This window comes from Terrimonas ferruginea DSM 30193, assembly GCF_000425585.1.
In the GTDB taxonomy this organism is placed as follows: Bacteria; Bacteroidota; Bacteroidia; order Chitinophagales; family Chitinophagaceae; genus Terrimonas; species Terrimonas ferruginea.
Map to the genome: position 1 here is coordinate 413,339 of NZ_KE384398.1, position 17,146 is coordinate 430,484.

A 17,146-nucleotide genomic window follows, 5' to 3' on the forward strand; every position below is an offset into this window, starting at 1 on the left:
TTTGCGTAAATTATCATACCCGGAATAATCGTTTCGCAGGCCGAACGATCGGATTGTAAAGATATTTCACATAGAGGAATTTTTTACTGTAAACAATTTGCCGGTAAATGGCGGGGTACTTTTTTTTCACGTAACCGGCAAACTTCCGGAACTCCGCGGGACGGTTAACGATCATATAAAGCAGAGTATACCTTACATGATAAAATAAAAACTCGTTTTTCCATTCAAGGAGTCGTGTGGGATCAGCGGCTTTCCGTTCGTGCGCATAGGCATGAGACTGTTCGATCATGCCGAGTATGTCGTTGATGGCGGCATCCGCAGACATGGCTGTAACACCCAGGTTATTATCGTGCATCCGGATGATGTAGCATGGCTCATTCAGGCAAACCACATCACTCACTGCCATCAGCATAAAATTGATCCGCTGATCGTCGCACAGTTTGATATCAGAGAAATTAATATTGTTCGCCCGCATGATATGGGCATTGACGAGGCATCCGCCCCACCCTCTTGAAATAAAAGGCGGCAGGAAAAAAATGTCCATGCCTTTGTTCATGGTAGTATGGAACAATAATTCTTCGCGAATCGGATCATTTGAAACAAATTCGCCGGTTTTCTCAAAAAACAACTTAGACCGTCCGAAAATAATCCCTACATCCTGGCGGTTGCCGACAGCTTTGATGGCATCGGAAATGAACGAAGGATTTTCAAGATAATCGTCACTCCCGAGATTCATCAGGTAGTCGCCTTTGGCGAGTTCCATAAAGGTAAGCCGGTAATTAAGCGCTATACCCAGGTTTTTCTCATTGCGAAAAAAGCGTACACGCGGATCATTCAGGTAAGGTTTGATGACCTCCACAGAATTGTCCGTACTGCAGTCATCATTTACCACTATTTCAAGGTTGGGATAATTTTGTTGTAAAGCCGATTCTATTGCCTGTGCGATCCATTGCTGACGGTTATAGGAAGTAATAACAACACTGACCAGCGGTAATTTTTCATCCATTGTGTTTAAGTTTTAGCAACTGCCGGGCAAGTTGCCGGGCTTCGGGCATTGACAATAATGTAACGGCAAACGCAAATGCAAGCATTGTGCCCAGTCCAAGCAGGTTGAGATGGAAAGAGGGAAAATAGATAGCAAGAATCAGCTTGACGGCGGAAAGAAAAACAAGTGGAGGAAGCAATACCAGGAGGTTGTCTTTGACATACCAGTTCCACAATTCTGTTGTCAGCAGTTTGCGGTGGATGAGCGGCTGACTGATCAGTACATATCCCGCATTTACTGACAGCCATACAAAAGACGCACCCACTGCCCCGTATAGATTAGTCCATACAAAAAGTAGCGGGATAAGAATAACAACGGCCACGATATTCTGGTAGATCGTAAAACGCGTCCAGCCATGCGCGATCATCAGGTTATAAGGGATGACCACGATACCGTTGCAAAGACTTCCGACGATCATGATCTGTGCCAGCAATACTGTAGCGTCGGCAGTGACGGCGTTCTTTGTCCAGCTAAACAGAAAATCGTACGTAAAAAAAAGTAAGACCAGTCCGATCGGATACAGTAAAGCGCCCATGATCCGGCATGCCTGATGATATAGTTTTTTCAGTGCTTCCTGGTCATTGGAAACCACGAGACCGGAAAAGCGCGGAAAGAATGCGGTACTGACCGGCCCCACCAGCATAGCCAGGCTGGTGGCAATAGTAAAAGCCAGTACATAGTACCCGAATTGTGTAAGCGGCAATATTTTACTCAGAACGATCTTATCTGCCTGCGATAGAAAAAAGCTGATAAGGCCAATGCCGGTCATGCCTATGGCAAATCTTCCGATCCGGCGGATCTGTTCGCCTGAAAAGGCCGGCCGTCTGCCTTCCGGCATCGAGCGCCAGAAATAAAAACGCATCACCAGCACATAAACGAAGCTGAGGCTGGCCTGCCATAAAAAAAAAGCATTAAGTGTGGGAGAAAAAAAAGCGAGTACAATCAGCACGCCGGCTCCTCTGAGCGTACTCATCACTACGAGGATGATATTGTTGGTCACCTGCCTCTCCAGACCGGTAAGACCGCCATTGTATAAACTGATAGGCCACTGGAAGGCGATCACCGCTCCCATGAGCGCTACGGATTGCTTAACCACAGCCGGCGGCAGGGTTTCAGCTTTGATCCAGCGTGTGGAGATAAATCCTGACAGCGCTACCACCAATACCGCGATCAGAATGCCGATGAGCCAGTAGATCAACTCCAGTGAAAAAGCAAGGTCCCTGATTTTCCTGACCTCGCCGGGTTGTGAACGGAACCTCGCGAGTTCACGGCTAAGGGTGGTGCTTAATCCCAGATCGAGTATGGCCATCGATCCCAGCAGCGTGCCATAAAACCCAACCAGGCCATATGACTCCATACCAAGATAACGGATATAGAAGGGTATCAGCAGTACAACAATAGCGGCTGCCCATACTTTACCGATTACGTTGGCGGAGATATTTAATTTTATCGCAGACACTCAGCTTTTGTAAAATGTCTTAAGGTCCTGCAATTGCCGGCCGATTTGTCCGGCATACCAGTTGCCCGTTAGCGGCTCCACGCTTCTCGTATCGCTTTCAACCGGCAAAATTTCCACCGGTTTTTCAAAAACATCTCTGAATATTGTCAGCAGTTTATATTTCGAAACCGTATCAGAATACGGAATGATCAACCGATCGTGTGTTTCGCCCTGAATTATCTTCAGGCAAACCTGTGCCCACTGAAGTGTGGTGATTCCATTCCAGAGATGGTCTGTAAATCCTTTGAGCTGTTCTGCTGTGGAAGACAGGAACCAGGGAAGAAGCGATCTTGGCTGGTCGCCCGTCTCCATGCCAATAACGGAACAGCGGATAATAAAAGCGTTGGGGAAAGATTGCAGCGTATCATCGGCGCACCACTTGGACAATGCATAGGCCGATTCTGCCGTAAGCAGGTTGGTAGACGGATGAATAACACCTGCACCTGTGGAAGCAAGAAATACGGGAAGCCCGTAATTGACAAGGTAGATTTCCCTTTCATCCGGATTGGACTGAGGAATCCTGGCCGCGCAGTTGACGATCCAGTCAAACGAATGAGTACGAAAGAACCCGATAAACTCCTCGCCTGGCCAGCGTGCATCTACCGTTGTCAGTTCAATGCCCGGTATAGTACGAAGCAGCTTATCTACTGCATTTCCCAACATGCCCCTGTGTCCCACTACACACACTCTCATAATACATTGTTGAGCTGCTGTTCTTTCTTCAATATCCGGGGCTGCGGGAAAAGTACGAGGTAATCATTTGCATTGATTTTGCTGCTGATCATATTGTAGTAATTCCAGGCAAAAACAAGCACTACATCGTATTGTTCGGCAGCCGCTTCCTCCGTGAATTTAATTACCGGGATATTACAAGCCGGAATGAACCTATTCACCCGCTCTGGTGACTGGTCAAAGATGTACTTTACGTCTGCTGTACCGAGTCCCAGCAGATTGCAAAAAATATTGCATCTCCCAGAGGCACCGAAGCCAATGATCGACCGGCCTTCCGCACGTAACTTGCGAATGGCTTGCTGGCAGCTCGCCACATGTTGCTTGATCTGTTTGTCAAACGCTACAAATTCTTCCGAACTGGTAATACCGGCCGCTCGCTCCTTAGCAATCTGCTGCTCGATTTTTTCCGGCATCTCGCTGATATTCTTGCGTGCGAAAATCCGAATGGAACCCGAATGCGTGTCGATCAGGTCAAAGTCATATAAAGTCATACCGTGCAGGCGGAACAGATTGTTAAGGCTGAACACGGAATGATAGAACATATGTTCATGGTAAATAAAATCATATTGATTTCCCTCTACCAGGTTAAGCAGGTAATGTACTTCGGCCACAAAAGACCCATCTTCTTCCAGGCAATATTTGATCCCTTCAATTACGGCAGTAAGATCGTTAATGTGAGCAAAAACATTGTTGGCCACAACAATCCGGGCAGATCCTCCGAGACCATATTTCACGGCATTGTCATAATTGAAAAAGTCAACGATCACTTCGCAGCCTTTATCCTTCGCTACCTGCGAAATATTGAGCGAAGGTTCGAAACCGGTTGCTTTAATACCAAGGTCGTTAAACGGTTTGAGTAACACACCGTCATTACTTCCGAATTCGATCACAGCTTTGTTTTCTTCCTTCAGCGAAAAACGCTTATCGAGGTAGGTCGCCACATCGGAAAAATGTTTGGTAAGGCCAATAGAAGACATATACCTGTAGTCGCGGAACAACACATTTGAATCGACAATTGTATCTACCTGCAGCAGGCCACAGTTATCACAAAAAAGCAGATTGCAGTCATAGGATTGTTCGTCACGGATCTGCTCGATGGAAGGGAAATAACCGGCCAGCGGAATTGAACCGAATTCGATCACCGGCTTTAAAGATTCTTTCTGACGGCAGCCGGAACAATACACTCTTTTAACGGATGACATATTAAGGTTTGAAGTAGTTGGAAAGGATTCGATCGAGTTCTTCTCTTGAGACGGCTACATCTTTTGAAGAAAATTCGCCACTGGCGAATGATGGAATAGCCGGGGAAATGTCTTTATAGTGCATAAGGAAGATATTGTCTTCCTTATCATAAATCGTTCTTGGGAGTTCTTCCGCCGCGATCATGATCTCGTGCAGTTTCTCGGAGATACGGGGCTGGCCTTTTTTATAAGACAGTCCGAATTTCTCGTGGAAAATTTCAAACAGGTCAGATACTTTGTGGCTCTTCAGGTTGGGAACTACATTTACACCCGACTTCTCCAGTGAATGTTCGATGAGGTCCATCGCTTCTTCGATGTCGATCATGAAGCGTGTCATATCGGAAGAATAAAGTGTAAGCGGATAATTTTTGCGGATGGCTTCCCACATCAGGGGTATAACGCTGCCGGTAGAATTGAGTACGTTGCCATAGATCGCGCAGGAAAGACGGATGCCCGAAGTTGGTGCATTGACGATGAAAGATTCACCGGCTACGAACTTCATGGACCCGTAAAGCGTCGTGGCGGCGCGGCTTTTATCGGAAGAAATAAAACAGGCTGCTTCCATGTTGTTTTCTTCAGCGGCGCGGCGGGAGTTCAGGGCGCCATTGACAATAATCTTCACCCCTTCTTCCACGTTTTGGTCCACCGCTTCGATCTGCTTGAGCGAAGCCGCAAAGATGCCGATCTCATGTCCGGCACTCGCTCGTTTCAACAGGTCGAAGTTGCGAATATCACCTACCACGCAACGGATGCGGGGGAATTCCTTTTTCAGGTAGTAATGCTTTGATTCATCGCGACTGAATACCGTTACTTCGTTGTCTTCATGGTAACGTCTGATCAGGTTTTTGCCAAGGTAGCCGGCACCGCCTGTGATAAAAATCCGCTTATTTTTCATGTGTTAAATTACTTGTTTTAAATAGGCTCCGTAACCGCTTTTGGCGAGGCCTTCTGCTAGTTGCAACAATTGTTCCCGTGAAATAAAATTGTTTTTATATGCGATCTCTTCGATGCACCCGATCTTGGTGCCCTGCCGTTTCTCTATTACGCGGATGAACTCGCTGGCATCGCTCAAAGAATCGAATGTGCCGGTATCCAGCCATGCCGTTCCGCGGTCGAGGACTGCCACGTGCAAAGCTTTCCGGCTAAGGTATTCCCGGTTAACGTCGGTGATCTCGTATTCACCGCGTGCGGACGGTTTCAGGTTGCGGGCAATTTCCACCACCTGGTTATCATAAAAATAAAGTCCCGGCACAGCATAGCTTGATTTCGGGACCGCAGGTTTTTCTTCAATGGAAACGGCATTCATCTGGTCGTCGAATTCCACTACGCCGTAACGTTCGGGATCTGACACGCGGTAGGCAAATACATAACCGCCTTCGATATCGGACAGGCGTTGCAATTGCCGGCCCAATCCCATACCGTAAAAAATATTATCTCCAAGCACGAGGGCCACTTTATCCGATCCGATAAAATCCGCACCGATCACAAAAGCCTGCGCCAGTCCGTTTGGATTTTCCTGTGTGGCATATTCAAAACGGCAACCTACCTGTGAGCCATCGCCCAGCAGGCGTTTGAAAGCAGCATTGTCTTCCGGAGTAGTAATGATGAGGATCTCGCGTATGCCGGCCATCATCAATGTAGACAAGGGATAATAAATCATCGGCTTGTCGTAGATCGGCATCAGCTGTTTGGAGATCGCCTTGGTAATGGGATACAGGCGCGTACCCGATCCGCCGGCGAGAATGATTCCTTTCATTGCTCTCTTTTTGTGTATTGCTGCTCGTAATAATGTTGATATTCTCCGCTGGTGACCTGCTTCAGCCATTCCGTGTTGGCCAGGTACCAGTCGATGGTCAGCTCGAGGCCTTGTTCAAAAGTAACCGACGGTTTCCAGCCCAGTTCTTCGTTGATCTTGCTGGCATCTATTGCATAGCGGCGGTCATGTCCGGGACGGTCTTTTACATAGGTGATCAGTTGTTCACTGTCACCTGCAGGCCGGCCGAGTTTCACATCCATTAACTGGCAAAGCAATTTTACCAGGTCTATGTTTTTCCACTCATTGAATCCGCCGATGTTGTAGGTGCTGTGTGCAACGCCTTTGTGAAAGATAAGATCGATCGCAGCGGCATGATCTATTACGTATAACCAGTCGCGGGTATAGTGGCCATCGCCATACACCGGCAATGGTTTACGTTCGATGATATTGTGAATGAAAAGCGGGATCAGTTTTTCGGGAAAATGATTGGGGCCGTAGTTATTCGAGCAGTTGCTGATGACCACGGGCAATCCGTAGGTATCGCCATATGCACGCACAAAATGATCGGAAGAAGCTTTTGATGCGCTGTAAGGTGAATGCGGATCGTAGCGGGTGGTTTCGGTAAAGAAACCGGTATCGCCTAATGCACCGTATACTTCGTCGGTGGAGATATGATAAAAACGTTTGCCTTCTTCTTTTCCCTTCCAGGCGTCGCGTGCGGTGTTCAACAGATTTACCGTGCCGATGATATTGGTATAAACGAAATCGAGCGGCGACATGATCGAGCGATCGACATGACTTTCTGCCGCGAGATGGATCACACCGTCGGGCTGGTATTTGGCAAAGAGCGCTTTCAACGCATCCGTATCGAGAATATTTACTTTTTCAAAATGATAGTTGGCGCTGTTTTCTATGTCGGCGAGATTGGCGAGGTTGCCTGCATAGGTAAGTGCGTCCAGGTTTACGATGCTGTAATCCGGGTAACGGGTTACAAACAAACGGACTACATGCGAACCGATGAAGCCGGCTCCACCTGTGATGACAATTGTTTTACTCATAAAAGTAGGAACACTTATAAACGATCGGGGTTTTGAGTATACCAGCGGTAGGCTTGCTTTAATCCTTCGCGGATAGGAACTGCAGCGGTATAGCCGAGCAGCTCGCCTGCCTTTGAAATATCGGCCAGGCTGTGTTTTACATCACCGGCCCGCTCGGGACCATAAAGCTGATTCAGTTGACTGCCTGCTTCTTCTTTCAGCATGGCAAATAACTCGTTGAGTGTGGTTCTTTCGCCGCAGGCGATATTATATACCTGGTTAACAGCTTCTTGATTTTCCGTGAAAAGCGCTTTGATATTGGCCTGAACGGCATTGGCCACAAAGGTAAAATCGCGGCTGTGTTCGCCATCACCATTCATTACCGGCGCTTCGTTGTTCATCAATGCTTTTACAAAAAGGGGAATAACGGCAGCATAAGGACCTTTGGGATTCTGGCGCGGACCAAAGATGTTGAAATAGCGCAGTCCGACGAATTCCATTCCATATAGCTGGCCATATACGCGGGCATATAACTCATTCACAAACTTCGTAACGGCGTAAGGCGAAAGCGGGTTGCCTATTTTGTCTTCTATTTTCGGCAATCCGGGATGATCTCCGTAAGTAGAGGAACTGGCCGCATACACGATGCGTTTGATCCCTTTTTCCTTGGCGGCAGTAAATACATTCAATGCGCCGGAGATGTTCACCGCATTACTGGTAAGCGGATCTGCGATGGAACGCGGTACGGAGCCCAGGGCAGCCTGGTGCGTGATACGGTCGATGCCGTCGCAGGCCTGCAGGCAGGTATCGTAATCGCGGATGTCGCCTTGTATAAAAGTGAACCGGGGATCGTTATTCAGGTGTTTGATATTATCCAGTGAACCAGTGCTCAGGTTATCGAGCACGCGTACTTCCGTTACACGATCGTCATTCAGCAGTCCGTCGGCCAGATTGGAACCAATAAAGCCTGCACCACCTGTCAATAAAATTTTCATCGAAACTTATTTCTTTTTAAACCATTTACGGACGTCCAGTGTATCGATCACTTTTTCCAGGAAGGTTTTAGGTCCTGCTTCTTCTTCGTAGTAAGAATTATCGGTGCCGTATCCATAACCGTATCCGTAACGGCCTGAACCATAATAACCGTAGCCTGCTTTCATTTTTACATCATTGACCACAATGGAAATACGGGGAAGTTTCTTTTCCTTGTAGAATTCGTCGATGAGTGCGATCTGACGTTTATGTGTATGTTCCTGGCGTACGAGGTAAATAGTACAGTCGGCAAATTTTCCGAGTGTCATGGCATCACTTACCATGCCAACCGGTGCAGTATCGATGATCACTACATCGAATTTGGCCTTGAGGTAAGCAAACATTTCGGCCACACGGTTATCCAGTAATATTTCAGAAGGATTCGGAGGAATAGGTCCGCAAGGCAGTACAAAAAGATTTTCCGTTTCGGGAACAGGAATGATCAGTTGATCGAGTTCTCCTTTGCCTACCAGGTAATTCGTGATACCCGGCTTCTTCGACATATTTAATCCGGATAATACTTTTGGTTTACGGATATCGAACTCAAGTATCACTGTTTTCTTGCCGGTGAGTGCCAGTACAGCCCCCATATTGGTACTTACAAAGGACTTACCTTCTCCGCTGAAGGAAGAAGTGACCATGATAACCGGCTTTTCCGTTTTGCTCAGTATATACTGCAGGTTGGAGCGCAGTATCCTGAATTGCTCGGCCACCATGCTGCGGCTGGTTTTGTTTACGATCAGTACTTTATCGTTGAAGGAGTGCCCTACTTCTCCGAGTATCGGTGTTTCGGTGATGCGTTCGATATCGTTGCGGGTATTTACCTTATCGTTGAGTACTTCTTTGATGAACACGACGAGTGCGGGTATGGCAAGACCGATCGCGATGGCAAGCAACTGGATGAGGCGGCGCTCGGGTTTTACCGGCGTTACAGGCAGGGAAGCCTTTTCAATTACTTTGGAATTTGAAATAGTGGAAGCGCGTGAGATGGCTGCTTCTTCGCGTTTGCCCTGCAGCGTTTTCACGAGATCGAGCTTTACATCCACCTGGCGTTTCAGTTCAACATACTCTTTTACTTTAAAGGGGAGTTTATTCACTGCGCTGCGGCTGAGTTCGGCGCGGTTGCGCAGGGCATTTACCTCGAGCGTGAAAGATCTTTTGATGTTGGTCACATTCTCCAGCAGGCTTTCCCGGAGCTTTTCAATGCCGCCTTCGAGTTCTTTAATGCGCGGGTTCTCCACCGGCACGTTTCCGTCGAGCAGGCGCTGGCGTTCGATCTGCAAATCGTTGTAATTGCTCACCAGGCGGTTGAGCGTGATATCGTCGAGGCCGAGTGAGGAAGGCACCACCACCCGGCTGAATCTGTTCTTTTTATCACCCAGGTAATCTTCGATCAATCTTGCAACAGACAGTTGCATGTCTTTTGCATCAGCGTCTTTATCCGCTTCCGTGATCTTTGAAAAAAATGCGTTGGACTGTATGTCAACGTCCACTAGATTTTCTTTCTGCTGGTACTCAAGCAGGCGTTGTTGTGCGCTGTCAAGTTCGCCGTTGAGGATAGCCAGTCGTGTATCGATAAACCCGAGCATCTGATCCGTGGAGTAGTTATTTTGCTCGATGGTCATCGAATCGTATTCCGACATCAGCGTGTTCACTACGTCGGCTGCCATCATGGGACTGGTACTTTGCAGGCTTACGCCAAGTATACCTGTTCCGGCAATAGTTGGCTGTACTTTCAGGTCGTTGATCAGTTCGGCGGCTACTGTCATGGCCGGTTTCCAGGTAGCGGTATATTCAGGCCCTACTTCCGGATCAAAAAGTCTGACCATCCGGAACATGCCGAATGAATTTTTAAAGACTTCACCGAACTGCAGGTCTTTTTCATTGTTAAACCGGAAGCGGTCTTTTGATAAGAAGCGGATAGTGAACGTAAAGCTATGGCCGGAGTCGGCTATCTGAAGGGCTTCGATTCTGAATGGCGATTGTTTATAGATATTCAGGTCTTTGATGCGGCCCTGTGCTTTGTAAGAAAAAGAGAGGTCGAGTTTATTGACCACACGTGTCATCAGCGGAACCGAACGCAGGATCTGGATTTCATTTTGCAGGTTCTGGCTTCTGCTTGAATTTCCATAGAGGATATCTTCGGCACGGTCTCCGCTCGAACCTGACTTGCGTTCGTTGTTGATGATCATTGTTCCCGAAGCGCTATAGATACGGGTGGCGTAACGCAGGTAAACGTAAGCGCCCAGTAATGCAACGGCTACGGAGAAAATAAATACAGGTATGAGCCTGGCGTATTTAAAGAAAATATCTTTTACGCTCAGGTTCGCTAGATCACTTCTTGTTTTGCCTATCTGCTGGTCGTCCATGTAAGTTGGTTAGTTAATGCGTAAAATTATCGGCTGAGGATCACGTAGATGGTTGCAGCTACGGATGCCAGTGAAACAGCAAGGCTTATACGCTGAAAGGTAGCGGTCTGGTCTTGTTGTTTCTGTTTACGTTTAGAGGGTTCCACTATCACCACATCATTCTGCATCAGGTGATAATAAGGCGATGCGTACAGTTCGGGAGAAGTGAGATCGACCATCCCTACTTCACGTTTTCCGTTCACTTCGCGTTGTACGCGTATGGTTTCTTTTTTACCAAATTCGGTCATACCGCCAGCCAGTGCAATAGCTTCCAGGATGGTTACTTTTTCACCGGGGATGCTATAGGAATTCTGTGCGTTCACTTCGCCGAGTACGGATACGCGGTAGCCGGAAAAGCGGATGATCACCACCGGATTTTTAAGCAACTCCACAGGTTCAACGAGTTTCTTGCGAATCTGTTCTGCCAACTCCTGTTTGGTCAGTCCTTCTGCATGAAAGGTTCCGAGTTTGGGATATTGAATATTGCCGTAGGCATCAACGAGAAAACCTCCGAGTGTAGACACGGAAGTACCGGAAGCAATGGGCAGGTTGTAATTCTGATCAACGGTAGGATCGGTAGCGTCGCTGTAAACCTGGATGGAGAGCAGGTCATTTTTCTGAATACGGATTTCAGGAAATTTCACTTCGCCGAGACCCGTGGTATCTTTTACCTGATCCAGGTAATCAGGCACTCTTTTTTGCGTACTGCAGGAAAAAAGAGCAATGGAAAACGCAAACAGTACAAGAAGTCTTGGAATTTTCATTATCCAGTAAAGAATTTAATAGTTTTCCGGCTAGGCCGAAGTTAGTTTAGTTCTTTCAATATGGGCGATCAAAATGTAGCCGAGACTATCGATAGCCACTTTCGCAATCTTGCGGTTGACCCGGAGTATTTTGCCTTCCTGGTCCATCAACACACCACCGGTTACTTTTACCCGCTGATCGGGTGAAAGGTCCATGGGAATGATCTCTACGTTTTCGTATTCATCAAGAAAGCGGCGGATTGCCTGAATCTCTTTCTCGCGGATCACGGCGGGTTTGCCATCCCAGTAAACAAAATTGAGTACACCGGGTGTCATGCGTACTGCCGTACGATCGGCATCTTCCACCTTTACAAAAACATAGGATTTGAACAGCGGCTCTTCTACCAGTTTCAGGCGGTCGCTCCACTTGCGGCGGATCTTGTTGAGCGGGCAATAGCTCTCGATTCCTTTCTCGGCTAAAAGGCGATCGACTTTTTTTTCCCATCGCGGGCGACTATATACTGCCAACCATTTTTTTGACATCGCTGTTGCTTTGCATGGCTCCGCCCTCTCAGTCACATGTGTTTTTCTTTTTTGACCAAGTTGGCAACTGCACACAGCACCCCTTAATTTAAGCGTATACTGTATTTCAGGTGTGCAAATATAACGGGAAGCTTGGGACTGGAAAAACAATAAAATAGGCAGATAACGAGCGGGTTACCCTTTCTGGCCGGGCGAAGGTAAAACATGGATAACCGCTTCGCCGGCGAGCTGGTATTTCTCGCCGGATTCGGGGCAGTAAGCCTCTCCCTTGTCGTTGAATTCCAAGGTTATACCTGCTTTGCTTACCCAGCCCGTTCTTTTTCCGGGGTTGCCGGTGATCAGGGCAAAGGGCGGCACCGTCCTGGTCACTACCGCTCCGGCGCCGATCAGGGCGTACTCCCCGACCTCGATTCCGCACAGAATAGTGGCATTGGCGCCGATGGTGGCACCCCGGCAAACAAGCGTTGGCCGGAACTCGGTCTTCCGTTCAATGAAACTGCGCGGGTTGATCACATTGGTAAAAACCATGGAGGGGCCGAGAAAAACATCGTCTTCCAGCGTCACGCCCTGGTACACGGACACGTTGTTCTGGATTTTTACGCCGTTGCCGATTTTCACCTTGCGGTCGATGAACACATTCTGGCCGATAATACAATTTTCACCGATTGCCGAAGAAGACATGATATGGGTGAAATGCCAGACTTTCGACCCGGCCCCAATGCTGGCTCCTGCGTCGATAACTGCCGAAGAATGAACAAAGTAAGAAGTGTCCTGCATAATGCCGCACGAATTCAAATGAATCGTTTCAGAAAGTCAAATCTACTTTATTTATTACTTACATTTAAAGCAAAAAGACGATTGAACCAACGATTCTACTCCCTCGACGTATTCCGCGGCGCCACTGTTTGCCTCATGATACTGGTAAACAATCCCGGTAGCTGGTCGCACATGTATGCGCCGCTGAAACATGCGGCCTGGCATGGGCTCACGCCTACCGACCTGGTGTTTCCGTTTTTTCTTTTTGCCGTAGGCAATGCCATGGCTTTTGTATTGCCACGCCTCGAAGCGGCCGGACCCGCCGTGTTCTGGAAGAAAGTATTGAAAAGAGCGGTGATCATTTTCGCCATCGGTCTTTTCCTCAACTGGCTGCCTTTTGTAAAATGGAGCGAAGGAGAATTGGTGTTCCGTCCATGGGTAGACCCGAATAATCCGGCCAGTGGCGTACGCATTTTCGGCGTGCTGCAACGCATCGCCGTTTGTTACCTGCTGGCCGCCGTCATTGTTTATTATGGTAAACAACGCGGCGCATTTCTCGGCGGACTGATCTTATTATTGATATACTGGGCACTCTGTATCGCCGGCAATCCGGCCGATCCATACAGCCTGAAAGGATGGTTTGGAACCAACATCGACATCAGCATACTTGGCCCTGCACATATCTATAAAGGAGAAGGAATGCCTTTCGATCCGGAAGGATTGGTGAGTACGATCCCCGCAGTAGTGCAGGTGATCTTCGGCTACCTGGCCGGCGATTATATCCGCCGCAACAGCAAAACCAGCACACCCGAACTCGCGGCGTTTGAACGTGAACCGGGCGGACAACCGAAAGGACTTTACCCGATGCTCACCGGACTATTTGTGATCAGCGTGGGATTACTGGTGACAGGTTTTTGCTGGGACACCGTATTTCCCATCAACAAAAAAATATGGACAAGCTCCTATACCATTTATACAACAGGGCTGGCATTACTGACACTGGCCACCATGATTTATCTTATCGAGATAAAAAAATGGCGCGGCGGACTGACGCGGTTCTTTGATGTGTTTGGAAAAAATGCCCTGTTCGTATTTGCCCTCAGTGCGTTTCTGCCGAAGACGCTTTCCCTGATCAGGCTTGGCGATGGCGTGAACCCGTGGAACTGGTTATACAAAAAAGTATTACAATACGTACCGGGCGCACCGGAAAACGGATCACTGGCTTATGCACTCTGTGTGATACTGCTGATGTGGGCGATTTGTTACTGGATGGACCGTAAAAAGATCTATGTAAAAGTGTGACAGCCTCAGCTATTAAAAAAGAAATCCGAGACACAAGTCCGGATTTCCTGAACGCTGGCGGGTTTTTGTATAACGCCTACAATACCTTTTATGGTAGCAAGGCTGTTGATATCATGATGCCCCGAAACGAGTATAATGGGGGTCGCAAAAAGGGGAATTTTATCATACATTTCCCCAATCATATGCGAAGCCCGCTCCCTTCCTACGGCATTATCCATCAGGATAAGATCGGGACGGAACAGCGATAACTCCGGGATGTCGAGCGATGACGCGGTTAAAAGATCATAATCTTTTCTAAAAATGTGGGTAGCAATCTCCAGAAAATCACTATCATCATCGATAATGTAGAGCTTTTTCATCATGCAGCAAAATTGTCTACGGGTAGTTGATTGTGATTAAGCCAGAAGTTGCAGATGCTCTGGAGCGTCTCCGTAAGCGGCGTAAGTCCCATTGGCTTAACGAGATAGGCGTTGGCGCCCCCGTCGAATGCCTTCATCATATCTTTCTGATTCTCAGAAGACGAAAACATTACGACCGGAATATAACGTGTCGCTTTGTTGGAGCGTATCTTGGCCAGCAGATCAAGGCCGTTGTAATCGGGAAGATTGATATCCAGGAGAATTAACCGGGGCAGCGGCTTAGCAGCGCCCACTCCTTCGATAAATTCCAGGGTGTTCTTCCCATCCATTAATACATTGAAGCTCAGGTCCGTATTGATCTTGCTTACGGCCCGTTTTACAAATTGGATGTAATCCTCATTGTCCTCGATGTAAAGGATGTCGGTAGCTTTCATGTTCAATCCTTTTCGAATGATAGATAAAATATTGTGCCAGTACCGGGTTCGCTTTCGTACCAGATCCGGGCATTGTGCTTTTCCATGATTCTTTTGACAATGGCCAGCCCCACTCCGGACCCCTCGTATTCCTTCACATTGTCCATCCGTTTGAATAATTCGAAGATATGTCCGCCGTAATTCATGTCGATCCCTACGCCGTTGTCGCGGATGCTGTAGATCACCTGCGTTTCTTCTTCTTTGCCCTCTATCGTCACTTTTGGCGGCTTGGACCGGGAGGAATATTTTATGGCATTACTGAGCAGATTGGTAAATACCTGCGTCAGCATCACACGGTCGCCGAGTATGCCAGGCGTGCCATTGATGGTTAAATCGAGGTTATGGACCTTGTAAGCGGCCACCAGTTCGGAAGTGATTTCCCTGATCACCGGCTCCATTTCGATACGCTGTTTCTGCAACATCGTTCTGCTTACGCGCGAATATTCCAGCACCTCGCGGATCAGCGTATTCATTTTATCGGCGCTGATAATAATACGGTTGAGAAAATGTTTATTCTGCTCATCAAGCTGTGCATTGTCCTCCAGCATGATCTCCGCGTAATTCTTGATGGAAGCGATCGGCGTTTTCAGGTCGTGGGAAATGGTGAAACTGAACGTATCGAGTTCATCGTATGCCTCTTTCAGTTTTTCATTCAGTTTACGTATTTCATTTGCCTTGAGGTTGATGAAATGTACCAGGTCTTCGCGGAATTTGAAAACGGCATTCAATTCAGCCTTACTCCATTTCTCCGATGTGCCCTCCACTTGTTGCGACCAAACTTCGAATGAGCGGCGCGGAGAGAGTACCAGTGCGCCGGAATCGTCCGTTGCGAGGGGTTTTTCCGGATTACCGGCCCATTTCACCGTGGTGATGATTTCCGGCTTAAAGAAAAGAATATACTCACCCAGTTCTTTTGAAATGGCACAGGCCAGCAGACCGCTTCCTTTATCGCGGAAAGCATCTGCAGGAGAATATAAAGCGGTAAGATGATTGGTATGATAAAGATTGCGTTTGTTGCCGGATTGCAGCCACTCAACGATTCCCTGGATCTGTTCCTCCGAAGGCGCATCGCCCACGCGATAAATTTTTCCTTCGAAAATTAATGCGGCGCTGGTAGCATTGGTGATGCGCAGCAGGAAATTTTTCTGATTGATCACTGCATCTACAAGACTCCAGTCTTTCTGCATGCGACGGATAATGTCATCGGATGCGTTGCGGAAAGCCTGGCTCTCTTCGCGGTCTTCCTGTCCTTCGCGGTATTGAATGGAAGAAGAAAGGACCTGACCGATGAGTTTCGCGTGCTGCCGTGCTTTATAATCGATGAAGCGTGGTGTATAATTATGACAGGCAATCAACCCCCACAATTCATCATTGGCGATCAACGATACGCTGAAGCTCGCCTGCACGCCCATGTTTTTGAGATACTGGATATGAATGGCCGATACGGCACGGATAGTGGAATGGGTAAGATCGAGCGGTTTATCTTTGTCATCCGGCGTGGTGATGATGCCTGAAGGTTCCGAATCAACATCGGCAATGATACGGGTGAGATTGATCTTGTAAAGTTCACGCGCCTGCCGGGGAATATCGGAAGCCGGGTAATGCAGTCCCATAAAAGGTTCGAATCCCTCAGCTTGTTCTTCGGCTACCACTTCGCCGTGACCGTCTTCCCAGAATTTGTAGATCATCACGCGGTCATAGCGGATGAGTTCTTTGATCTGCCGGGCCGCGCGTTGCAATGTTTCCTGCAGGGTGCTGCCTTCCAGTATCTGTGTAAGGGAAGAACCCACCAACTGTTGCAATTGTGAATCCACATCCGGAGAAGTGGGTTCAAATTCCAGTACGATAAAACGATCGCTGGTATGCAGGATCAGGTGAAACAATTTTCCTTTCAGTTGGAGCTTGATCGGGTTGAGATTGTCCAGTCCCTGTGTAAGACCGAATCGGATCACCTGTGCATACGTCTGATCGGGGTTGTCTTTGTATAAGGTATCAAAAAAATAGGATAGCGTGTGTCCCAGCAGCGGAGCCGCATCAAGCCCGGTGAAGTCTTTGCAGTTTTCACTGATATAGGCGATTTCAAAAGAAATACGGTCGGCTGCGATCAGCAAGCCATGCGCCTGCACTTTACCAAGTATATGGATAGGTTCCTTATCACAGTTTGTCAGGTTGACGACAGGGTAACTCATGCGACGCTTTTGCTTTTTTAGAAGGCGAAAAT

General features: G+C 47.9%; 16 protein-coding genes. 1 reads left to right on the forward strand and 15 read right to left on the reverse strand.

Annotated features, from left to right (window positions below; genetic code table 11):
- Positions 1–13: 13 nt before the first annotated feature.
- The 12 genes from H608_RS23750 to H608_RS0113960 form a co-directional block, all read right to left on the reverse strand.
- Positions 14–1,006, reverse strand: coding sequence for a glycosyltransferase family 2 protein (locus tag H608_RS23750; protein ID WP_028788211.1), 993 nt, complete (start codon positions 1,004–1,006; stop codon positions 14–16).
- The gene (locus tag H608_RS22415) at positions 999–2,504 is read right to left on the reverse strand and encodes an oligosaccharide flippase family protein (protein ID WP_051268331.1); all 1,506 of its coding nucleotides are present in this window, start codon (positions 2,502–2,504) and stop codon (positions 999–1,001) included. The genes H608_RS23750 and H608_RS22415 overlap by 8 nt, the downstream gene beginning before the upstream one ends.
- The gene (locus tag H608_RS0113915; RefSeq protein WP_155990175.1) at positions 2,505–3,236 is read right to left on the reverse strand and encodes an SDR family oxidoreductase; all 732 of its coding nucleotides are present in this window, start codon (positions 3,234–3,236) and stop codon (positions 2,505–2,507) included.
- On the reverse strand, positions 3,233–4,477 hold the full coding sequence (locus H608_RS0113920; RefSeq protein ID WP_028788213.1) for a class I SAM-dependent methyltransferase: 1,245 nt from the start codon (positions 4,475–4,477) through the stop codon (positions 3,233–3,235). The genes H608_RS0113915 and H608_RS0113920 overlap by 4 nt, the downstream gene beginning before the upstream one ends.
- A 1-nt stretch (position 4,478) precedes the next feature.
- Positions 4,479–5,411 (reverse strand): polysaccharide biosynthesis protein, encoded by a 933-nt coding sequence (locus H608_RS0113925; RefSeq protein WP_028788214.1) that lies wholly within the window; start codon positions 5,409–5,411, stop codon positions 4,479–4,481.
- Positions 5,412–5,414: 3 nt separating this feature from the next.
- Complete coding sequence (gene rfbA, locus H608_RS0113930) at positions 5,415–6,272, reverse strand: glucose-1-phosphate thymidylyltransferase RfbA (protein WP_028788215.1); 858 nt, start codon at positions 6,270–6,272, stop codon at positions 5,415–5,417.
- Complete coding sequence (gene rfbB / locus H608_RS0113935) at positions 6,269–7,330, reverse strand: dTDP-glucose 4,6-dehydratase (RefSeq protein WP_028788216.1); 1,062 nt, start codon at positions 7,328–7,330, stop codon at positions 6,269–6,271. The genes rfbA and rfbB overlap by 4 nt, the downstream gene beginning before the upstream one ends.
- 14 nt (positions 7,331–7,344) lie before the next feature.
- A complete protein-coding gene (locus tag H608_RS0113940) occupies positions 7,345–8,304 on the reverse strand; it encodes an SDR family oxidoreductase (RefSeq protein WP_028788217.1) in 960 nt (319 codons plus the stop codon).
- 6 nt (positions 8,305–8,310) lie between these two features.
- Positions 8,311–10,710 (reverse strand): GumC family protein, encoded by a 2,400-nt coding sequence (locus tag H608_RS0113945; RefSeq protein ID WP_028788218.1) that lies wholly within the window; start codon positions 10,708–10,710, stop codon positions 8,311–8,313.
- A 26-nt stretch (positions 10,711–10,736) separates the two neighbouring features.
- Entirely contained in the window at positions 10,737–11,513 is a 777-nt protein-coding gene (locus tag H608_RS0113950; protein ID WP_028788219.1) for a polysaccharide biosynthesis/export family protein, read from the reverse strand.
- A gap of 30 nt (positions 11,514–11,543) precedes the next feature.
- Positions 11,544–12,035 carry a UpxY family transcription antiterminator gene (locus H608_RS0113955; RefSeq protein WP_028788220.1) on the reverse strand — a complete coding sequence of 164 codons (492 nt, stop codon included), beginning with the start codon at positions 12,033–12,035 and terminating at the stop codon, positions 11,544–11,546.
- Positions 12,036–12,209: 174 nt separating this feature from the next.
- The gene (locus H608_RS0113960; protein WP_028788221.1) at positions 12,210–12,812 is read right to left on the reverse strand and encodes an acyltransferase; all 603 of its coding nucleotides are present in this window, start codon (positions 12,810–12,812) and stop codon (positions 12,210–12,212) included.
- A gap of 81 nt (positions 12,813–12,893) precedes the next feature.
- Here H608_RS0113960 and H608_RS0113965 point away from each other — a divergent pair, with 81 nt between their 5' ends.
- Complete coding sequence (locus H608_RS0113965) at positions 12,894–14,093, forward strand: acyltransferase family protein (RefSeq protein ID WP_028788222.1); 1,200 nt, start codon at positions 12,894–12,896, stop codon at positions 14,091–14,093.
- Between the two features lie 5 nt (positions 14,094–14,098).
- On the opposite strand, the gene H608_RS0113970 is transcribed toward H608_RS0113965, so the two are convergent.
- The 3 genes from H608_RS0113970 to H608_RS0113980 are packed head-to-tail and all read right to left on the reverse strand — an operon-like array spanning position 14,099 to position 17,114.
- Entirely contained in the window at positions 14,099–14,455 is a 357-nt protein-coding gene (locus H608_RS0113970) for a DNA-binding transcriptional response regulator (protein ID WP_028788223.1), read from the reverse strand.
- Positions 14,452–14,886, reverse strand: coding sequence for a response regulator (locus H608_RS0113975; protein ID WP_028788224.1), 435 nt, complete (start codon positions 14,884–14,886; stop codon positions 14,452–14,454). The genes H608_RS0113970 and H608_RS0113975 overlap by 4 nt, the downstream gene beginning before the upstream one ends.
- 2 nt (positions 14,887–14,888) lie before the next feature.
- Complete coding sequence (locus tag H608_RS0113980) at positions 14,889–17,114, reverse strand: ATP-binding protein (RefSeq protein WP_028788225.1); 2,226 nt, start codon at positions 17,112–17,114, stop codon at positions 14,889–14,891.
- Positions 17,115–17,146 lie beyond the last annotated feature (32 nt).